This window comes from Flavobacterium poyangense, from assembly GCF_011751075.1.
GTDB classification, from domain to species: Bacteria; Bacteroidota; Bacteroidia; order Flavobacteriales; family Flavobacteriaceae; genus Flavobacterium; species Flavobacterium poyangense.
Genome location: NZ_JAALLN010000001.1, coordinates 252,933 through 272,400, shown reverse-complemented (window position 1 = coordinate 272,400; position 19,468 = coordinate 252,933). Strand labels below are relative to the sequence as shown.

Annotated in this window: 12 protein-coding genes; 2 read left to right on the top strand and 10 right to left on the bottom strand. The window is 37.2% G+C overall.

Annotation, left to right across the window (positions count from 1 at the left end):
• Positions 1-10: 10 nt before the first annotated feature.
• From G3A47_RS01060 to G3A47_RS01015, 10 genes are all read right to left on the bottom strand, one after another.
• Complete coding sequence (locus tag G3A47_RS01060) at positions 11-352, bottom strand: hypothetical protein (protein ID WP_166919606.1); 342 nt, start codon at positions 350-352, stop codon at positions 11-13.
• Positions 353-374: 22 nt separating this feature from the next.
• Positions 375-1,697 (bottom strand): MFS transporter, encoded by a 1,323-nt coding sequence (locus G3A47_RS01055; protein ID WP_166919604.1) that lies wholly within the window; start codon positions 1,695-1,697, stop codon positions 375-377.
• Complete coding sequence (locus tag G3A47_RS01050) at positions 1,684-3,255, bottom strand: glycoside hydrolase family 10 protein (RefSeq protein ID WP_166919603.1); 1,572 nt, start codon at positions 3,253-3,255, stop codon at positions 1,684-1,686. The genes G3A47_RS01055 and G3A47_RS01050 overlap by 14 nt, the downstream gene beginning before the upstream one ends.
• A 306-nt stretch (positions 3,256-3,561) precedes the next feature.
• Positions 3,562-5,091 carry a glycoside hydrolase family 10 protein gene (locus G3A47_RS01045; RefSeq protein WP_166919601.1) on the bottom strand — a complete coding sequence of 510 codons (1,530 nt, stop codon included), beginning with the start codon at positions 5,089-5,091 and terminating at the stop codon, positions 3,562-3,564.
• 69 nt (positions 5,092-5,160) lie between these two features.
• A complete protein-coding gene (locus G3A47_RS01040) occupies positions 5,161-6,429 on the bottom strand; it encodes an acyltransferase family protein (protein WP_166919599.1) in 1,269 nt (422 codons plus the stop codon).
• Positions 6,430-6,681: 252 nt separating this feature from the next.
• Positions 6,682-7,890 carry an anhydro-N-acetylmuramic acid kinase gene (locus tag G3A47_RS01035; protein WP_166919597.1) on the bottom strand — a complete coding sequence of 403 codons (1,209 nt, stop codon included), beginning with the start codon at positions 7,888-7,890 and terminating at the stop codon, positions 6,682-6,684.
• A gap of 248 nt (positions 7,891-8,138) precedes the next feature.
• Positions 8,139-9,644, bottom strand: a complete 1,506-nt coding sequence (locus G3A47_RS01030) for a sodium:solute symporter (protein WP_166919595.1) — start codon at positions 9,642-9,644, stop codon at positions 8,139-8,141.
• Between the two features lie 24 nt (positions 9,645-9,668).
• Positions 9,669-10,487 carry an N-acetylmuramic acid 6-phosphate etherase gene (gene murQ / locus G3A47_RS01025; protein WP_166919593.1) on the bottom strand — a complete coding sequence of 273 codons (819 nt, stop codon included), beginning with the start codon at positions 10,485-10,487 and terminating at the stop codon, positions 9,669-9,671.
• Between the two features lie 71 nt (positions 10,488-10,558).
• Positions 10,559-11,836: a RagB/SusD family nutrient uptake outer membrane protein gene (locus G3A47_RS01020; RefSeq protein WP_166919591.1), complete on the bottom strand. Its 1,278-nt coding sequence runs from the start codon at positions 11,834-11,836 to the stop codon at positions 10,559-10,561.
• Positions 11,837-11,853: 17 nt separating this feature from the next.
• Complete coding sequence (locus G3A47_RS01015; protein WP_166919589.1) at positions 11,854-14,919, bottom strand: SusC/RagA family TonB-linked outer membrane protein; 3,066 nt, start codon at positions 14,917-14,919, stop codon at positions 11,854-11,856.
• Between the two features lie 223 nt (positions 14,920-15,142).
• Here G3A47_RS01015 and G3A47_RS01010 point away from each other — a divergent pair, with 223 nt between their 5' ends.
• Both G3A47_RS01010 and G3A47_RS01005 read left to right on the top strand, forming a co-directional pair.
• Complete coding sequence (locus tag G3A47_RS01010; protein ID WP_166919587.1) at positions 15,143-15,892, top strand: DeoR/GlpR family DNA-binding transcription regulator; 750 nt, start codon at positions 15,143-15,145, stop codon at positions 15,890-15,892.
• A gap of 330 nt (positions 15,893-16,222) precedes the next feature.
• Positions 16,223-19,129, top strand: coding sequence for an FAD-binding and (Fe-S)-binding domain-containing protein (locus tag G3A47_RS01005; protein WP_166919585.1), 2,907 nt, complete (start codon positions 16,223-16,225; stop codon positions 19,127-19,129).
• The last annotated feature ends 339 nt before the right edge of the window (positions 19,130-19,468 follow it).

The following is a 19,468-nucleotide window of genomic DNA, read 5'->3' as shown; positions in this document are numbered from 1 at the left end:
AGATTTATTTTTACTTAAGCTTGCTTTTCTTTTGTTTGGCAAGTTGTGTTTTGGTATGAAGCGCTTTTTCGAGTCGGTTTTTGAATCGAAAGAGCTTTGGTAATCCTTCTAAACGGTCCTCGATTGTAATCTCTTCAAAAACAAGAATTGCTTTTTCTAAAACGCGAATTTCGTTTTCGATATCATTCTGGTTTTTGTAAATCGTGGCCAATCGATCGTAAGGGTGATTTCCTTTAAAGCTTTCTGCAACATTTTCTTCGTACAATTCAACTGCTTTTTCAAGATTCCCTGTTTTCTCGAACTCAGCTCCTTTCAGATTGCGTTCGGATTGTAATTTCTCATTGGTTTCCATAGGAAAGATGTTTGATTTGGGGTTAAACTTCTTCAGATTTTTTCCCAAAATCTTTCGGGAAAATTAAAAAACGTGATAAAATAAGACCTGGAATTGTGGCAATGAAAACCCATATAAAAAAGTTCTGATAGCCTAAATATTGTTGTATGTAACCGCTAATCATTCCCGGTAACATCATTCCTAATGCCATAAAACCGGTTGCAATAGCATAATGTGATGTTTTAGATTCCCCTTCAGCAACATGAATTAAGTACATCATAAAACCAGTGAATCCAAAACCGTAGCCAAATTGTTCCAGTATAACCGTAATACAAGTATAGAGGTTAAGAGGAGAATCAATTTCGAAAAAGTATAAATTTACATGAAAGTGAAATAGGGTTTCCGGTTGAAAATGAGCCAATCCGATGAAACCAATAATCGGCAAATGCATGGCTAAAAACATCGGAAGCATCCATTTGGTGAGACCTTGTTTAGAAATGGCAATACCACCTAAAATCCCTCCCAAAGTCAAGGCTAAAATTCCTAATGTTCCGTAGATAATTCCAACTGATTCGGTATCTAATGCCATTCCGCCCAATTCTTTTTTGTCTAATAAAAATGGGCTCAGCATTTTGAGCAGTTGAGATTCTCCCAATCGGAATACCAGTATAAAAGTTAAAATCAGTCCGATTTGTTTTTTCTTAAAGAAACTGGCAAAGACAGAACCGAAGCTTTTTTTGTGTGCTTCTTTATCTGTTTCAACAGTATTAACTTCATTCTTTGGAGTAAAAATAAAATTATATGCGGTAATGAAAGCCATTAGCAGACCTACTGCAATCATGGTATACGACCAGGCTTTAGTATTGTCTCCGTATTTATGTTCGAGATAACCTGCAAACAATACAATTAAACCGTTTCCGGCAAGCATTGAAAGTCTGTAAAAAGTACTTCTGATTCCGAGGAAAAAAGACTGTTGTTCTTTAGGTAATACCAATAAATAAAACCCGTCACTGGCTACATCATTTGAGGCTGAGGCAAAAGCTGCTACCCAGAAAATAGCCAAACTCATTAGAAAGAAATGATTTAAAGGTATGATAAAACCAACCAATAAAAAGGCAATGGATATAACGAACTGCATGGCTAAAAACCATTTTCGTTTCGTTCCGTGCAGGTCTATAAAAGGGCTCCATAATGGTTTTATTACCCACGGTAGGTATAATAAACTGGTATAAAGACCAATATCTTCGTTGCTGATCCCTAAGTTTTTGTACATCAGTACCGAAACAGAGATAATTACAGCGTAAGGCAGTCCAGACGCAAAATTAAGAAGCGGAATCCAAAACCAGGGTTTATTATCTGTTTTCATTTGGTTGTGCTGGGGAATAAATTTTAAATGACTTTTTTAAGGCGACCGTAGTTGGGGTACTTTCGTTTGCAAAATAATCAATAAATGTCACAGCACAAGCTTTATACTGTTTCATTTTTTGAGCCGGTATCGAAAAGGTAATTAGATTATCAATTTCCTTAACAGCTATTTTATCTACAATCTGAGTAGCATCATTGATGTTGATTTTCGAAATATGATTGGCTCCGTAAAGTACCATATAACGCACTTTTGTGTTAAGTGGTACTCGAATAGAAAAGGTATAAAAAGTGCTGTCTTTCACAAATTCGGTCACAACCGGAGTATCAATCACAATTCGTTTTAAATTTGGAACAGCAACCGGAAGCGCCGGATATTTATATTGATTTTCTTCTAAGAGACGCACGACGTCAAAGTTTTTTTCAGTGAACCATTTGGCACTGAAATAAGCACTTCCGCCTACGTTTTTGAAACTTCTTGCAAAATTGACCTGGGTTGGAATTTCATTGGCAAAATTCCAACTTTTATCGGCATCGCCTCTAATTTTATAAGACGCATGACCAATATAAATGGCAGTGTTTTTAGAGTTTTCGGACCACCATTTTACTAATTTTGAGTACGAAGCTTTCGAATTATTCATACTCCAATACAATTGCGGCATGATGTAATCGATCCATTTTTGATCCATCCATAAAACAGGATCTGCATATAAATCGTCATAATTGGCAGTCGATTGCGTATCAGAACCTTTAGGGTCAGCCGACTTATTTCGCCAAACACCAAACGGACTGATTCCGAATTGAACCCAAGGTTTGCTGGCTTTTATGGTAGTAGAGATGGTGTGCACAAAATTACTTACATTGGCACGACGCCAATCGCCAAGACTTAAACCGGCACCGTATTTTTTGAACGATGCTTTATCGTTGAAGACCTTTCCTGGAACGGTGTATGGGTAGAAGTAATCATCGAAATGAATCGCATCAATATCATATTTATCGACCACTTCTTTTACTACTTTGGTCAAATGCTCCTGAACTTCCGGAAGAGCAGGATCGTAATAGATTTTTCCTCCATATTCAATCATCCACTCCGGATGTTTGAAAACGTCATGTGTTGGGCTTAATTGTTTTTTGTTTAAATCAAAAGTAGCACGATACGGATTTAACCAGGCGTGAAATTCAAAACCTCTTTTATGTGCTTCTTCGATCATCCATGCCAAAGTATCGTAATTCGGACTTGGAGCCAGCCCTTCTTTACCGGTTAAAAAACGCGACCAAGGGGCTAGTTCTGTAGGGTAAAAAGCATCACCAACACTTCTGATTTGCACAATTACGGCATTGAAATTTAGTTTTTTATAGGTGTCTAAAATTCCGAGATAATCTGCTTTTTCTTTTTCAACATTGTCTGTATTTGTTTTTGGCCAGTCAATGTTTACAACGGTTGCAATCCAGACTCCTCTAAATTCGTTTTTGGGATACATTGTTTTTTCCTGAGCATTCATCGTTGCTCCGAAGAACAATAAAAACAAAATAGAATATAGGAAGTACTTATTTTTATGCATTTTAATCTTTTTTAAACAGGAACCAAAAATAGTTTTTTTAGATGAGTATAAGAAATTATAATTCGAGGATATTTGGCTTGTTCTATTTGTTGTCAGTTTGCCCGTTGGGTGCCATTTGTAAAAATTAGGCTCACTGTTAATGTGAGGTAATTTTTTCACGCAGATTTGGCAGATTAAGCTGATATTTTTTTGTAATTGAGAGAAAAGAAATCTAAATAAATTTGCTAAATCTGCGTGAAAAAAAATATAAATTTAGAACTGTGATTTCTCGACTAATTTTATTTGCCGGAGCAAAAGAATTAATTTCTATTTTAAATCAACCGTAGTTGTAGCACTTTCATTGGCGAAATAATCGATAAAGGTTACAGCATAGGCTTTGTAATTATGCATCTTACGAGTCGGAATTGATAATTTAAACTCATTATTACTTTCATGAACGGCTATTTTGTCAACTATTTGAGTGGCATCACCGGTGTTGATTTTTGAAATGGCGTCGGCTCCGTAAATCACAATATAACGCACCTTTGTGTTCAACGGCGATTGAATTGAAAGTGTATAATTGGAACGGCCTTTTGTAAATTTATTGACAACGGGACGATCCGCAACAATTCGTTTTAAACCCGGAACAGCTGCCGGAAGCGCCGGATATTTATACTGATTTTCTTCGAGAAGTTTTATGATATCAAAGTTTTTACCATCGAACGATTTTGCGCTGAAATAGGCGCTTCCGTTTATGTTTTTGAATTCTCGTGCAAAATCAATCTGAGTTGGAATTTCAGTAGCAGAATCCCAACTTTTATCGGCATCAGATCTGATTTTATAAGCAGCATGACCAATGTAAATGGCTGTATTATTGGAGTTTTCCGACCACCATTTGACTAATTTGGAGTAAGAAGCTTTTGGATTATCCATGCTCCAATACAATTGCGGCGCGATATAATCAATCCATTTTTGGTCCATCCATAAAATAGGATCTGCGTATAAATCATCGTAATTTGTTGAATTGGTCTGTGTATCGGAGCCTTTCGGGTCAACTGATTTGTTTCGCCAGACACCAAAAGGACTAATCCCGAATTGAACCCAAGGTTTACTCGTTTTGATGGTGGTAGAAATTGTGTGTATAAAATCGCTCACATTCTTGCGACGCCAATCGTCGAGTGATAAACCTGATCCGTATTTTTTAAAAGAATCGGTGTCATCAAAGACTTTTCCGGCCACCGCATAAGGATAAAAATAATCATCAAAATGAATCGCATCGATATCATATGTATCAACAACCTCTTTTACGATTTGGGTTAAATGCTGCTGAACTTCGGGTAATGCCGGGTTGTAATAGATTTTATCGCCATATTCAATCATCCATTCCGGATGTTTGAAAACGTCATGGGACGGACTCAAAAGATTTTTATTTAAGTCAAAAGTCGCGCGATAGGGATTCATCCAGGCGTGAAATTCAAAACCTCTGTTATGTGCTTCTTCAATCATCCATGCCAATGTATCATAATACGGACTCGGAGGAACACCTTCTTTACCGGTTAAAAAACGAGACCAGGGTGCTAATTCTGTCGGGTACAAAGCATCGCCAACGCTTCTGATTTGTACAATTACGGCGTTGAAGTTTAGTTTTTTATAGGTTTCTAAAATCTCAAGATAATCGGCTTTTTCTTTTTGAACATTGTCAGTGATTGTTTTTGGCCAATCAATGTTTACAACCGTTGCGATCCAAACACCTCTAAATTCATTTTTAGGATGCACTGTTTTTTCTTGTGAATTCATTGTTTCTGCGAAGAGCAGTAGAATGAAAAATGAAAGTAGTAGTTGTTGTTTCTTATGCATTTTAATATTTTTTAGGCAAAGTATAAAGTTATACTTTTTTGTAGTATTAATATTTTTTTTGATTTTGAATTATACTTTTAGTATTCTTTTGTTTTTGTAAAAGAGATATAAAATTCCGTGCCAAATTAAAACGTATGTCAGCGCAGCTGCAAGAGACGCGGTCATAGGGTTAGAAAAGAAAGGTGCTATCCAAAATTCATACAGATACCGTTGAAGATTTATTATTTCGCCTGCCATTTTTGGATTTGGAAACTGAATCATGGCAAGAGAACGCGGAATAATACCCGATGCAAAAAAGACCAGCATCGGATTAACGCCCCACATTAATAATAGTGTAGTTCCTTTTTTTATTTTTTTGAGGTCAATGATGTAATAGAAAACAGTCAGAAATAAAGTGGCAAGACCCGCAGTAAACAAAACATAAGAACTGGTCCATAAGGATTTGTTGAGTGGAAAAACAATAGACCAGATTAACCCTAAAGCGATTAAAAGTAGACTCAAAAGTCCCATTTTTTTTGCTTTTTCATTTTCAGATACAGCACTGCTGAGCACTTGTCCAATTACAACACCCAATAAACCGGTTGCTATGGCCGGAATGGTACTTAAAATTCCTTCCGGATCCCAGGTTTTAGTGGCAATATACATATGGTTTTCCAGAAATAAGTTATCGATCCAAGCTGCTAAATTGGTTGCGGGGTTAAGATTTGGATCGCCAATTCCGGGTACCGGAACAAGTGTCATAAGTGCCCAGTAGCCTAAAAGAAGTACGGTAATGATGCTAAATAATATTTTCGAAGAAGTTTTTAAATATAATAAGGTAGCAAAAAAATACACAATCCCAATACGCTGTAATACCCCGGGAAGTCTTACCTGAGCGAAAGCTTCTAAACCGCTATATGCTAGAATAATAAAGGTGCTAAAAAGTCCCAAAGCAAGTATGAGCTTGGTTTTTGGAACGAAATTACCCATTAAGGCATAACCTATGGCAAAAGTCAGCGTCAATCGGATTACTAATAATGGAATTCCGCTAAGTTCAAAGAATGGAATACTGTTGAAAAAGTTTAAAAACAATCCCAAACAGATGATTCGGAGGGAACGGGTGAGAATTTTTTCCAGCATTTCGCCATCAAATTTTTTCACCGGAATAGCTAACGGTATTGTAGCTCCCATTATAAAAACAAAGAACGGAAAAACAAGATCAGTGGGAGTACAACCATTCCATTCGGCATGCAATAACGGAGGATAAACAAAAGACCAGCTCCCCGGATTATTGACAATGGTCATCATCAATACCGTAAGGCCTCTTAATACATCAATTGAAATTAAACGTTCTTTCATTAAAATTGGTTTTAGCATTGCTAGTTATTGTTGACTTGTAGTGTGCATTTTTTTTAACACATAGAGACATAGTTGACATAGCTTATAAAAGATCGTTTCACTTAAAATAAATCACATAAGAGAGTGTGTTGTGCCAATAGCATTTACAAGTTCTCCCTAATAAAAAGAAAAAAAATCCGTTTTTATCCGCGTCTTCGCAATAGCGAACCCGTCCAATCTGCGTCCCAATACCCGCAACGACATTAGTTTCTTTTAATCCGGAAACGAAATTTTCCCCATAGTCACAGATGGAATTCCTTTTTTCTTTCCAAAATCAAAAGCCTTTCCCGAAACAGTTTCATTAGCCAAAACGGCAAATAAAACAGCTTCTTTAGCATCGCTCGGAATTCCTAAATCATCACTTTTGTGAAACTGGCATGGCAATAACTCCTTTAGCCATTTTACCAGTAATGGATTATTAGCTCCTCCGCCCGAAATGTAAATTTTAAAATCCTCAATTTTATGAGCCGTATTTTTTATTGAAATTTCAATCGCTTCAGCAATAGTCTCAGCGCTAAAACGGGTTAAAGTTGCCAATAAATCAGGTACAGCAATCTGATTTTGACCACTTTTTGATAATGCAGCCTCTACATAATTATAGCCAAAAAGTTCCGGACCAATAGTTTTTGGAAATTCCTGTTTAAAGAATTCGTTGTCTTTTAAATGATCTAAAAGGATTTGGTTGACAGTTCCCTGTTTGGCTATTTCGGCATCTTTGTCGTAGCTTTTTTCAGGATAATTATGTTTGACAAAAAGGTCGATTAGTGTATTTCCGGTTCCGGTGTCGGTTACAAAAGCTTCGTCGGCATTGAGAGAGGCGGGGAGGTACGTAAAATTGGCAATGCCGCCCATGTTGAGCATAATACGATTTTCACCTTTTTCCCCAAATAAAAAGTAATCCCCATAGACAGCCAATGGCGCACCTTCTCCGCCTGCTGCAATGTGTTTTTGTCTAAAATCTGAAAGGGTTATGATGCCAGTTTTTACCGCTATATGATCGCCATCGCCGATTTGTAAAGTAGCATTTGTAAATTTTTCCTGTTGGTGCAGAAACTTCGGAGCATGTAAAACCGTCTGTCCGTGTGATGCAATTAAATCAACTGCGTTGGAAGGAATATTCCAATTCTTTAAGGAAGCATTGATCATATCGGCGTGTAAAATGCCAATCCATTCATTTAATAAAATCAAGTGCTCAAAATCGATTGTTTTTTTAGCAAAGACCTTTCGGATTTCGATTTTTATATCTTCTGTATAGTCTACCGTTACAAATTCGCGCAGTTTAACAACAGACTCTTTCCCGCTTCCTGAAATTTCGCATAAGGCGATATCGAGTCCGTCCAGAGAAGTTCCGGACATTAAACCGATGATGGTACGCGTTTCTTTTTGTGCAATTTGGTAGAGATTACTAATATTTTGATTCATTACAATTAAATTTAAAGAGCTGTTTTCCGGTTGGATTTAGCAGTGCTAAAATTAGAGTATTTTGAGTTGTTGGTGCAATTATTTTTAACACATAGGGACATAGTTTTTAGCAATGTTTAAAAGGCGTTTCACTTATTTTAATCCTCATAGTTTGACTATGTGATAGAAATGTGTTTCTTTTTTTGAATTCCTTTTCAGGAGCAAAGCCTATGTTTCTATGTGTTAGTTAAAATTTTTACGAGTTAGGCCTAAAAGTATATTTTTACGATTGATTTTTTACTGGTGAAATAAAGACCGATATAGGTTATCAGTGCATTTATGATTATTAATTCATTATCAAAAACATAACCCAAAAGCGCTTTGGAATTTTCACTTAACAAATAAGTCAAAATTGGGGCGAGTATACAGAACCAGGGTACTAATTTATCGTTTACAATTCGGTTTTTTTGCACTAATCCAAAAGCATACAAGCCTAACAGCGGACCGTAAGTGTAAGAGGCTGCCTTGAAAACTAAAGCCACAACCGAGCTGTCATTAAAAGAATTTAGCACGATAATGACCAAAAAGAACAGGAATGCAAAAGTTAGATGTACCAAATGTCTGCGTTTTACATTTTTCGGATTGGAGCTGTTTTCCTCTTTATCCATTCCTAAAAAATCAACACAAAAAGAAGTGGTCAAGGCTGTTAAGGCAGAATCTGTAGTGGCAAAAGTCGCAGCAACAATTCCTAATAAAAACACAAATGCCGGAACAATAGACAAATGATTTAGCGCAATTTCAGGAAAAAGCAGATCGGTTCTGGGTTTGTTGGTGACCAAATCCAGCGGTACTGCAATTCCGTTTTTGTCGGCGTACATATACAGTAGGGCTCCTAAACTCAGGAAAAGAAGGCTGATCGTAACAAAAATAACCGTAAACGTGTACATGTTTTTTTGTGCTTCGCCGATGTTTTTACAGCTGATGTTTTTTTGCATTAAATCCTGATCAAGTCCAACCATAGCAATCATTATAAATAATCCGCCCAGAAATTGTTTGGCAAAATGGTACTTACTTGTTAGAAAATCATCAAAGAAAAAAGTTTTAGAATACTTGCTGTTTTGAATGGCTGAAATAGATTCAAAAGCAGTTAAATCTAAACTGTTCAGGACAAAGTAAATGGTAATAAAAACAGAAGAAACCAGAAAGAATGTCTGTAGCGTATCGGTTATAATAATGGTTTTCAGACCGCTTCTGTAGGTGTATAAAAAAACAAAAGCCAAACCTAAAAAGACGGTAACCGGAAACGGAATATGATAATGATCAAAAACGTAACGCTGTAGTACCAGAATAACCAAATAAAAACGCAAGGCTGAGCCAACAGTTCGACTTACGAGAAAAATAGAAGCAGCTGTTTTGTAACTGTTTGTTCCCATTCGTTTTTCGATATAACTGTAAATCGAAGTAAGGTTCATTCGGTAGTATAACGGGAGCAGTACTTTTGCGATAATGATTAGACCTACGGCTTGTCCCATTATAAACTGAAAATATTTAAATTGTTCCCCGTTTGGTGATCCGACTTCACCCGGAACCGAAATAAAAGTAAGTCCGGAGAGCGAAGTGCCGATCATTCCGAAAGCCACTAAGTACCATTTGGAGTTTTTGTTTGCTTTAAAAAAAGAGTCATTATCCTGCCCTTTTTTGCTGATTGTATGGGATATAAAAAACAAAAGACCAAAATAGACCACGATAAAAGTTAGAATTGTACCTGATGACATTTTATTAAGTTGTTTGTGAGATTGTTATATTTTGTTGCTTTCTAATAAAACGGCTCGTACACTTTTGTGTTTCTCCAGTAATTCGGCAGCCAGATCAAATTCGATATTTAGTTCTTCCATAATCATTTTGATGCCTCTTTTTACCAGTTTTTCGTTAGACAATTGCATGTCTACCATCTTATTTCCCTTCACTTTGCCCAACTTAATCATTACCGAAGTAGAAATCATGTTGAGGGCTAGTTTTTGTGCTGTTCCTGCTTTCATTCGTGTGCTGCCGGTAAGAAATTCAGGGCCGGTCACCAGTTCAATCGGATAGTCGGCAGCTTTGGCAATAAGGCCGGTACTGGTACAGGAAATACTTCCTGTTTTTACCTTATTTTCTTTCGCTTTTTTAAGACCACCCAATACATAAGGAGTATTTCCCGATGCGGCAATTCCGATAATAAAGTCTAGACTCGTTATTTGATGTTTTTCTAAATCTTTCCAGGCTTGATCTACATCGTCTTCCGCTTTTTCGACTGCTTTTCTGATAGCGGTATCACCACCGGCAATAATGCCAATAATCATATCATGCGGAACACCAAAAGTAGGAGGACACTCTGAAGCATCGAGAACACCAATTCTGCCCGAAGTTCCGGCACCTATATAAAACAATCTTCCGCCAAGCTGCATTTTTTTGACTATGGCTTTTACCAATTTTTCAATCTTCGGAATTTGCTTTTCTATAATCTTCGGTACTTTTTGATCTTCTGTATTAATGTTTGTAAGCAGTTCCAGAACACTCATTTGCTCCAAATCTTTATATAAGGACTCTTGTTCCGTTTCAGGGTTTTTATCTTTCATACTAAAGGAGTTGAGATTAGGGTATAAAAAGCCAAGACATTTTTTTATTGTGCCTTGGCTTTTTTTAGATATTATATAGAAGGATCAGCAGGTGTATTGGTATTGTTGTTTCTTTCCGAATCCGGATAAGGATACCAGTTGCGATTTCTTTCGGCCCCGGGAACACCCGCTCCTGTACGATTGAACCTTCTGCTGTCTTCCAGTTTTAGGCCTGACATGTACATTTCGATACAGCGGTTTTTGTAGATTTGTTCCAGGATAGCATCTTTGGTAACGGCTCCGGCATAAGGAGGCAGATTGGCTCCGATTCCGTAAGCATCTGTTGCGGCAGTTTTTGTCAGAACTTTATTTAATTCGATAATAGCCTGAGGAATGTTTTCTTTTCTGGCATAGGCTTCTGCTTTTATAAGTATCATTTCTCCGGGTAAATAAAGCGGAATCGCTTTAGTGTTGTTGTCAAAGAAACCTGTAGCCACGGTAGGGTTTGAACCCGGTTTGATATAAAAGTTCAGTCTTTGATCTGATGCGTCAGGTGTTAAGGTTGCCGGTAAGCCCAATGTTAAATTAACCGGTTGAAAAACGTTGTTGGTTGTAATCGAAATAAAAGCGATCGGATTGTTACCGATTAGATCAAATCCAAAAACGGATTTTACGTTTAGGTCCACCAATCCGGCATATTTCAAAGCATTGTCATTGTCGCCTGCCATCAAATACGTTCTGGCCAGAAGGGCATAAACCGTATTTTTATAATTTATGGTATTGACTAAACCTGTAAAACCCGTTGCTTTGTCTAACATAGGTTCTGTAGCTTTTAGATAGGCAATTGCAGCATTTAAAACTTCGGTTCTGGAATTGAAAACCGCATTTTTTTCGGTTTTCAAAGGGATACTTTGAAAGTATTGTACCAAAGTAGAAAGCGCTAACGCTTTAAAAACAGAAGCATGAACAAAAACACTTGCTCTTTCGGTTTCTGAACTCAGCACATTTACATGGTCAAGTACTTTTTGCGATTCGGAGTTCATAATCAGGCATTGCGACCAAAGATTGTTTACCACATTGTTTTTGGTCGATAAAACTTCTCCGCCAACAGAAAGCTCTCCTTCGTCAACATTTCCGGCATTTAGTAATCGCAATTCCAGTGTCGTAAATCCGTTACCCGTTATGGTATTGTATAATGGACTTGCTCTGTCGATAGTCCAGAGTTGTTGCAGGCCGTTTGAAGCGCCAATAATTCCGTCTCTTGTGCTTAAAACCATATTCTGTGATGGTTTCGTAGGGTCCAGGTAATCTTCGCTGCAGCTCGTAAAAAGTAAAGCAAGACTTAATATAGGGATGAATATCTTTTTCATGATGTTTTCTTTTTTAATTAAAATTGAAATTTTAATGCTAATGAATAACTGCTTGGGATTGGCACCGTACCAAAGTTGTACTTCGCAACAGAAGACTGTCCGCCCGAGTTGGTTTCCGGGTCAAAACTGGTAAAGTTATCCCAGGAGATTAAGTTTCTTCCACTTGCGGTTATGGTCAAATCATCAAAAAAGTTGTTTAATTTTCCAAACGAATAATTAAGCGATACCTCTCTTAATTTCAAATAACTTCCATCTACAACTCTGAATTCTTCAATATTATAAACTGACCAGATATATCCACGAGGTAATTCACCATTAAGCTCTTGTGCTACAACTGTTCCTGATCCTACACCTTGTCGGGTTCTGTAATCGGCATCAAATACATCGCCACCTTGGACACCATCGAAAAGGATCGACATACCGAATTTCTTATAGTTTAAGTTCGCTCCAAACGAAATGATATAGTCCGGATTCGGATCTCCGATTTCTTTGTTTAAAATTGTCCCCTTTGGTTGTCCTGTTGCAGGATCACGATCAGGTATTCCTGTCTTTGGATCTCCTTTTTCGGCCTGTGGATAACCGGTTGGCGTAAGCAATAAACTTCCGTCTTCTTTTCTTGCAAAATAAGTTCCGTAGAAAATACCAATTGGTTTGTCTTTTTCAACAAAAACAGGCGCTCCCGCAAGATTGCTGTCCAGTTTAAAACGTTGTTGTGGTAATCCGGTCACTTTGTTTCGGTTGCTGCTGTAATTAACAAATACACCAAGTGTTAGGTTTTCTTTTTTGATTACATCGTATTTAATATTGAATTCAAAACCTTTATTGTTCATTTCACCAATGTTCTGAATGGTGTTGGTGGCGCCCTGTGAAGCGGCCAATTGCACCGGTAAAAGTAAATCCTGAATATCGGCATTGTAGTAGCTAAAAGATAAATTTAAGCGGTCTTTTAGGAAACCAAAATCTCCACCAATCTCATACGTAGCGCTTCTTTCGGGTTTTAAGTCTAAGTTTCCTTGTTTAAAACCTTCGAGTGTAAAAGTGGTATTCCCAAGAAGTGTTCCTGTAGAATAGTTTGTAAAACGAGCGTAGGGCTTAATTGCGGTTAAACTTCCTGATTTACCCCACGAAGCTCTCAAACGTGCCGTACTCAATACATGGTTTATATGTTGCATAAAAGGTTCGTCTGAAAGGACATAACTCAAACTCGCTTTTGGGTAAAACTGCGATCTGTTGTCTTTAGAGAAAATAGTCGAAGCATCTTGTCTCCCTGCCAAAGTAAGGTACAGTTTCTCTTTGTATCCAACAGTTTCCTGTAAATAATACCCCCACAAATTGTATTTGGATTGACTGGCACTTGGAGAGCCTGCAATTAAGGTATTGAAAGCATTTATACTTTGAACAAAAGGCTTAAGATTTCGACCTTCAATAGCAGCAAAATTATCTCTGTAGGTTTGAACATTGTATCCTCCAAAAGTGGTGGCTTTCCAGTTAGAATTAATATTCCAAACGTATCTTAAGTTCAGGTCATTGTTGAACTGAACCACTCTGTTGGTCGCTTCAGAAACATAACCGTCGTTATAATAAGCAGGATTTACAACATATGGATATCTCGGAATGTACACATTTCCTCTTTGATTGTAATTATCGATACCAAAAATCAAATCGGCATTGAAGTTTTTAAAAGGAACGTAGTTTAATTGTAAATCGGAGATAATACGATCGGTATTCTGTTTGATTTTAAAAGTTTCTATGATGGATAAAGGATTAATCCTGTTGGGATCAACAGCCATTAGGTCTCCATTACTGTTTCTCTGATTAATGTCATAGGTATTGTTGGTAATGTTGATGGAATTTATTGGGCTCCAAAAAACGTTTCCGTCCGGTTTTTCATTCGAAGCCGAATTCACATAATTTAATCCCATTGTAGCCGATAGTTTAGAATTAAAGTCATGTTTTAATCTAATCTTAGCGCCACCTCTTTTAAAATCGGTATTTTTTATAATCCCTTCGTTTGTCAAATAACCCAACGAAGCAAAGAATTTTGTTTTTTCGTCACCACCCTGAGCAGAAAAATAAGTATCTGTACCAATTCCGGTGGTGAAAATATCATCCTGATAGTCGTAACGTTGTACGTCTATCGTTCTGGTTTCTAAATTCCTTTCCAGTACATTTACGGTAGTCGGACTTGCCGGATTTCCCTGAATAGGAAAAAGGGCAGGAGAGGCATTTACGAATTGTTTGTTAGACCTGTTCACGTCTATTTTTTTTCGTATCGTATTGGAAGTTAAACTTGTCGAAAAAGTATATCGTGTTTCTCCTGCAACTCCTTTTTTGGTTGTAATAAGAACCACTCCGTTTGCAGCTCTCGAACCATAAATTGCCGCAGCAGCACCTCCGTTTAACACTTCAATGCTCTGAATGTCATTCGGATTAATATCTGCTGATCTGTTTTGACCAATCTGCATATTAGAGTTTCCTGTAGTAACATTAAGGTTGGTTACGTTTGTCGTTGCATTGTTTAATACCACACCATCAATAACATACAAAGGATCTGAAGAACCCAATATAGAAGAAGTCCCTCGCAGTTTTATGCTAAATCCTCCTGCCGGGTCTCCCGAGTTTTGAGAAACTTGTGCTCCGGCAATTTTACCTTGTAGAGCAGTCGATAAACCTCCGGGTTGTGCCTTTACCAGATCTTCTGCTTTGATACTGGTTACGGCATTTCCAAGTTCTTTTCGGGTGGCACGTACGGTTGACCCTAAAACAACAACCTCAGAAAGCGTGTTGAGTTCCTCTTTCATTTTGATGTTTAGTGAAGTAGTGGTTGAGGTAACTTTAATGGTTTTTGATGTAAAACCAATAAAACTAAAAATCAAATTGTCATTTTCGTTTGCAACAATGCTAAAATTTCCGTCCAGATCTGTGACTGCGCTTTTAGAAGTTCCTTCGATAAGGATGGTCACTCCGGGTAAAGGAAGGTTGTCGGTTGTACTGATGATTGTACCGGTTACCGTTTTTGTTTGAGCAAAAATGGGTTGCGCAAACAAAATAACTCCAAATAAAATAAAGAATAGTTTTTTCATTATAAGGGTTTTTGATTGGTTAGAGAATTGAAAAGTATAAATTATTTTGTAATAATGCAAATTTGTGCGTTAAATTTTGTTTTTATGTAAAATAATGCATAATAATGCAATACATTTGTAGGTTTTTTATATCTTTGTATTTCCTCTTTTATTTTAAGAAGACTTTCTTTTAAAAAGAGCATGTTAACGTGTTAAGTTTTATATTTGACAAAAATTACAGTAAATGTTGAAACGAGAAAGACATCAGTATATCATGGATAAATTTCAGGAAGCTGAAAAGATCAATACAATCGACCTTGCCGTTGAACTTGGAATTTCTGAAGATACGATTCGAAGAGATTTTAATGAATTGCATAATAAAGGTTTGATAAACAAAGTGTATGGTGGGGCTTTTCTCGTAAAATGCAAATCGAAAGATGTTTTTGATATTGCTATAATCAATGAAGAAAAGAAAATTATAGTAGGTCAAAAGGCGCTTTCTTTTTTAAAAAACGGACAGGTAATTATCATGAGTGGAGGAACTACCAACCTGTCTTTTTGCAAATTGATCCCAATAGATTTTTCGGCTACTATTTATACTTATAGCCTTCCGATCGCCATGCAGTTGTCGCAACATCCCAATATTGAGCTGATTTTTATAGGTGGAAAACTGCAAAAAAACGCAATGGTAACGATTGGTATTGATGTGGTTCATGTTTTGTCTAAAATTAAGGCAGATATTTGCTTTTTGGGAGTCAGCAGTATAGATGAAAATCAAGGGCTTACGGAAATGGGATATGAAGTTTCTGTCGTAAAAAAAGAAATGATCAGAGTTTCTGAGAAAGTGATTGCTATGGCAACGTCAGATAAAATTAATGGAAAAATGATGCACAAAGTCTGCGGTTTAGAACAACTGCATGCTGTAATCACCGATTTGAATCCGAAGAGTCCCAAGGTGAAAAACTTTGTTGAGGCGGGGGCTAATGTTCTATAAGAATACTGTTTTTTTTAATCTGTCATTCCGAGGCACGAGGAATCATACACGTAATTCGACAAAGATTGGCGACATCCTGTGTGGAGTTGCTTGTGCGATTCCTCATTCTTCGGGATGACAAAGCAAGCGGTCCTTCGACTTCGCTCAAGAGGAAAGTGTAGAGATACTAATAATTATAGGTTACTTCGTTCAAAATAGCAGAGAAACTCAGAACCTTTGCCTCTTTGTGTCTTAGAGCCTCAAAAAAGAAGCTCAAAAAAACTATTTTTGTAATTCAGAATAAAATTAGTTTTTAGTAATAATTAATTTTAGGTAATAAATTAGAATTTTATGTCAATACAGGATGAGTTACAGCAACTATCAGAATCTTTAGAAGGTACACTTTTATACGACGATCTTCATAAAACGCTTTATTCAACAGATGCTTCTGTTTATCGGATAAAACCAAAAGCGGTTGCATTGCCTAAAACCAATGAAGATATTAGTAAACTGATTCGGTTTGCGGCACGACATAAGGTTTCGATTACGCCAAGGACTGCCGGAACTTCTTTGGCGGGACAAACTGTTGGTGACGGAATTGTAGTAGATGTCTCGAAGAATTTTACTAAGATTCTGGCTTTCGATCCAATCAAAAAAACAGTTACAGTTCAGCCCGGCGTAATTCGTGACGAGCTGAATTTATTCTTAAAACCTCATGGTGTATTTTTTGGTCCAAATACTTCGACTTCTAATCGATGTATGATTGGCGGTATGGTGGGGAATAATTCTTCCGGAACAACTTCGATTCGATATGGTGTTACCCGTGATAAAATTGTAGAGATTAAAGGAATTTTAAGTGATGGTTCTGAAGTAGTTTTTAATGAAATGACTTCGGCTCAATTTATCGAAAAAGCCAAAGGAGATACTTTAGAAAATAAAATATACAAAAGTATCCTTGATGAACTTTCGGACAAAGCGACACAAGACGAGATTGTAAAGGAATTTCCGAAACCGGAGATTCACCGCAGAAATACAGGTTATGCAGTTGATATTTTGTTAAAATCGGATTTGTTCGGAGGAACAGAACCAACAATAAACTTAGGGAAATTGCTTTGCGGAAGCGAAGGGACTTTAGCCTTTACTACCGAAGTTACCCTTAAAGTAGACGATTTACCTCCAACGCAAAACATTATGGTGGTAGCGCATTATCACAGTATTCAGGAATCATTGGAGTCTGTGGTTGTGGCAATGAAACACCATTTGTATACCTGCGAAATGATTGATGATACGATTTTAGATTGTACTAAAACCAATCGCGAGCAAAGCAAAAACAGATTCTTTCTGGTTGGTGAACCCAAAGCGATTATGATGTTTGAAGTAGCGTCGAATGACCTGAAAGATGCTGAAAGGCAGGCTGATGCTTTAATCGCCGATTTAGAAAAACATAATTTTGGTTATGCGCTTGTGAAAATTTATGGTGCTGATATTGATAAAGTAAACGAGCTCAGAAAAGCCGGTTTAGGGCTTTTGGGAAGTATTGTAGGTGATGATAAAGCAGCTGATTCTATTGAGGATACAGCGGTTGAGGTAAATGATTTGCCGGAATATATTGCTGAGTTTTCTGCTATGATGAAGCGTCACGGTCAGGAAGCGATTTATTATGCACATGCCGGTGCGGGTGAATTGCACTTGCGCCCGGTTTTGAATTTGAAGAAAAAGGAAGATCTGGTTCTTTTTAGAACCATTGCTACCGATGTGGCAATTTTGGTCAAAAAATACAGAGGTTCGTTAAGCGGGGAACATGGTGACGGAATTGTGCGTGGTGAATTTATACCGTTTATGATTGGAGAAACCAATTATGAATTGCTCAAAAGAATCAAATTGGCTTTCGATCCAAATTCGGTTTTGAATATCGGAAAGATTGTCAATGCTTTAAAGATGGATGAAAACCATCGGGTTGTTTCGGGAAGAGTAGAACCGGATATTAAAACCTTTCAGGATTTCTCGGATAGTTTAGGAATCCTGCGTGCTGCTGAAAAATGTAATGGTTCAGGTGATTGCAGAAAGTTACCATCGGCAGGAGGTGCAATGTGTCCGAGTTATCGAGCGACCAAAAATGAAAAAGAAACCACCCGTGCCAGAGCCAATGCGCTGAGAGAATATCTGACCTATTCTGAAAAAGAAAATAAATTCGACCAGAAAGAATTATACGAAGTTTTTGAGTTGTGTGTGAGCTGTAAAGCTTGTGCCAGCGAATGTCCAAGTAATGTGGATGTTGCAACGCTGAAAGCAGAATTTTTATACCAATACCAGAAGGCAAACGGATTTTCGACCCGAAATAAGATTTTTGCTCACAATGCAAAACTGAATAAAATGGGAAGTATTTTTCCGTGGATTACCAATTTTATTTCGAATCAATTTTTGGTTAAAAAAAGCATGGGAATTGCCCCGGAAAGGCAGGTTCCGTTATTGGCTAAAAAAACGTTTAAGAAATGGTACGGTAATCAGAAACAGAATAGCAATGATTTTCCGAATGGGAAAGTGTATTTGTTTAATGACGAATTTACCAATTATTACGACGTTAATATTGGTATCGATGCTTTTGAATTATTGACTCAATTAGGGTATGAAGTTCTAATCGTAGATCATGAAGAAAGCGGAAGAACTTACTTGTCAAAAGGATTTCTGGAAGAAGCTAAAAAGATTGCTAATATAAATGTTGGGGTTTTTAAAGGCTTAGTTTCCAATACTACACCTTTAATAGGAATCGAGCCATCGGCAATCCTGACTTTTAGAGATGAATATTTGCGTTTGGCAGATGATAAAGAAAGCGCTGCTAAAGTGTCTCAAAACACGTTTACAATCGAAGAATTCTTTAAAAAAGAAATAGCCAACGGTAAAATTACAGATGATTCTTTTTCCGAAGTAAAAAAAGAAATCAAGATTCACGGACACTGCCATCAGAAATCATTGAGTTCTGTTGAAGCGACTTTCGCCATGCTAAATCTGCCTAAGAACAATGTGGTTACGATTTACAATTCGGGTTGTTGTGGCATGGCGGGATCATTTGGTTATGAAAAAGAACATTATAAAGTAAGCATGCAAATGGGAGAGGACACACTTTTCCCTAAAGTACGCTCAACCGCCCAAGAGGTAAAAATCGCTGCAGCAGGAACAAGTTGTCGCCACCAGATTTACGACGGAACAAGCCGTGAAGCACAGCACCCTGTCAGTATTTTGAGAAGCTGCCTGAAATAAAAAGTTTTTTGCCACGACCCGAGCGATAGCGAACAGGCGAAGCAATTGCATGAATTTTCACGAATTGAAAAGGGATTAAAATCTTTGCGAAAAAAATCGCCACAGATTAAAGGATTAAAAAGATTAAAAAATCTGTGCGAATCTTTTAATCTGTGGCAAAAAAAAACATTCGTGCAAATTCGTGCAATTAGCGGCAAACAAAATCGTGACAGATTAAAGGATTAAAAAATCTGTGCAAATCATTTTAATCTGTGGCAAACAAAAATTCGAGCAATTCGTGGCAGAAAAAATAATTCGTGAAAATTTGTGGAATTCGTGTCAAACAAAAAAATCATTTTA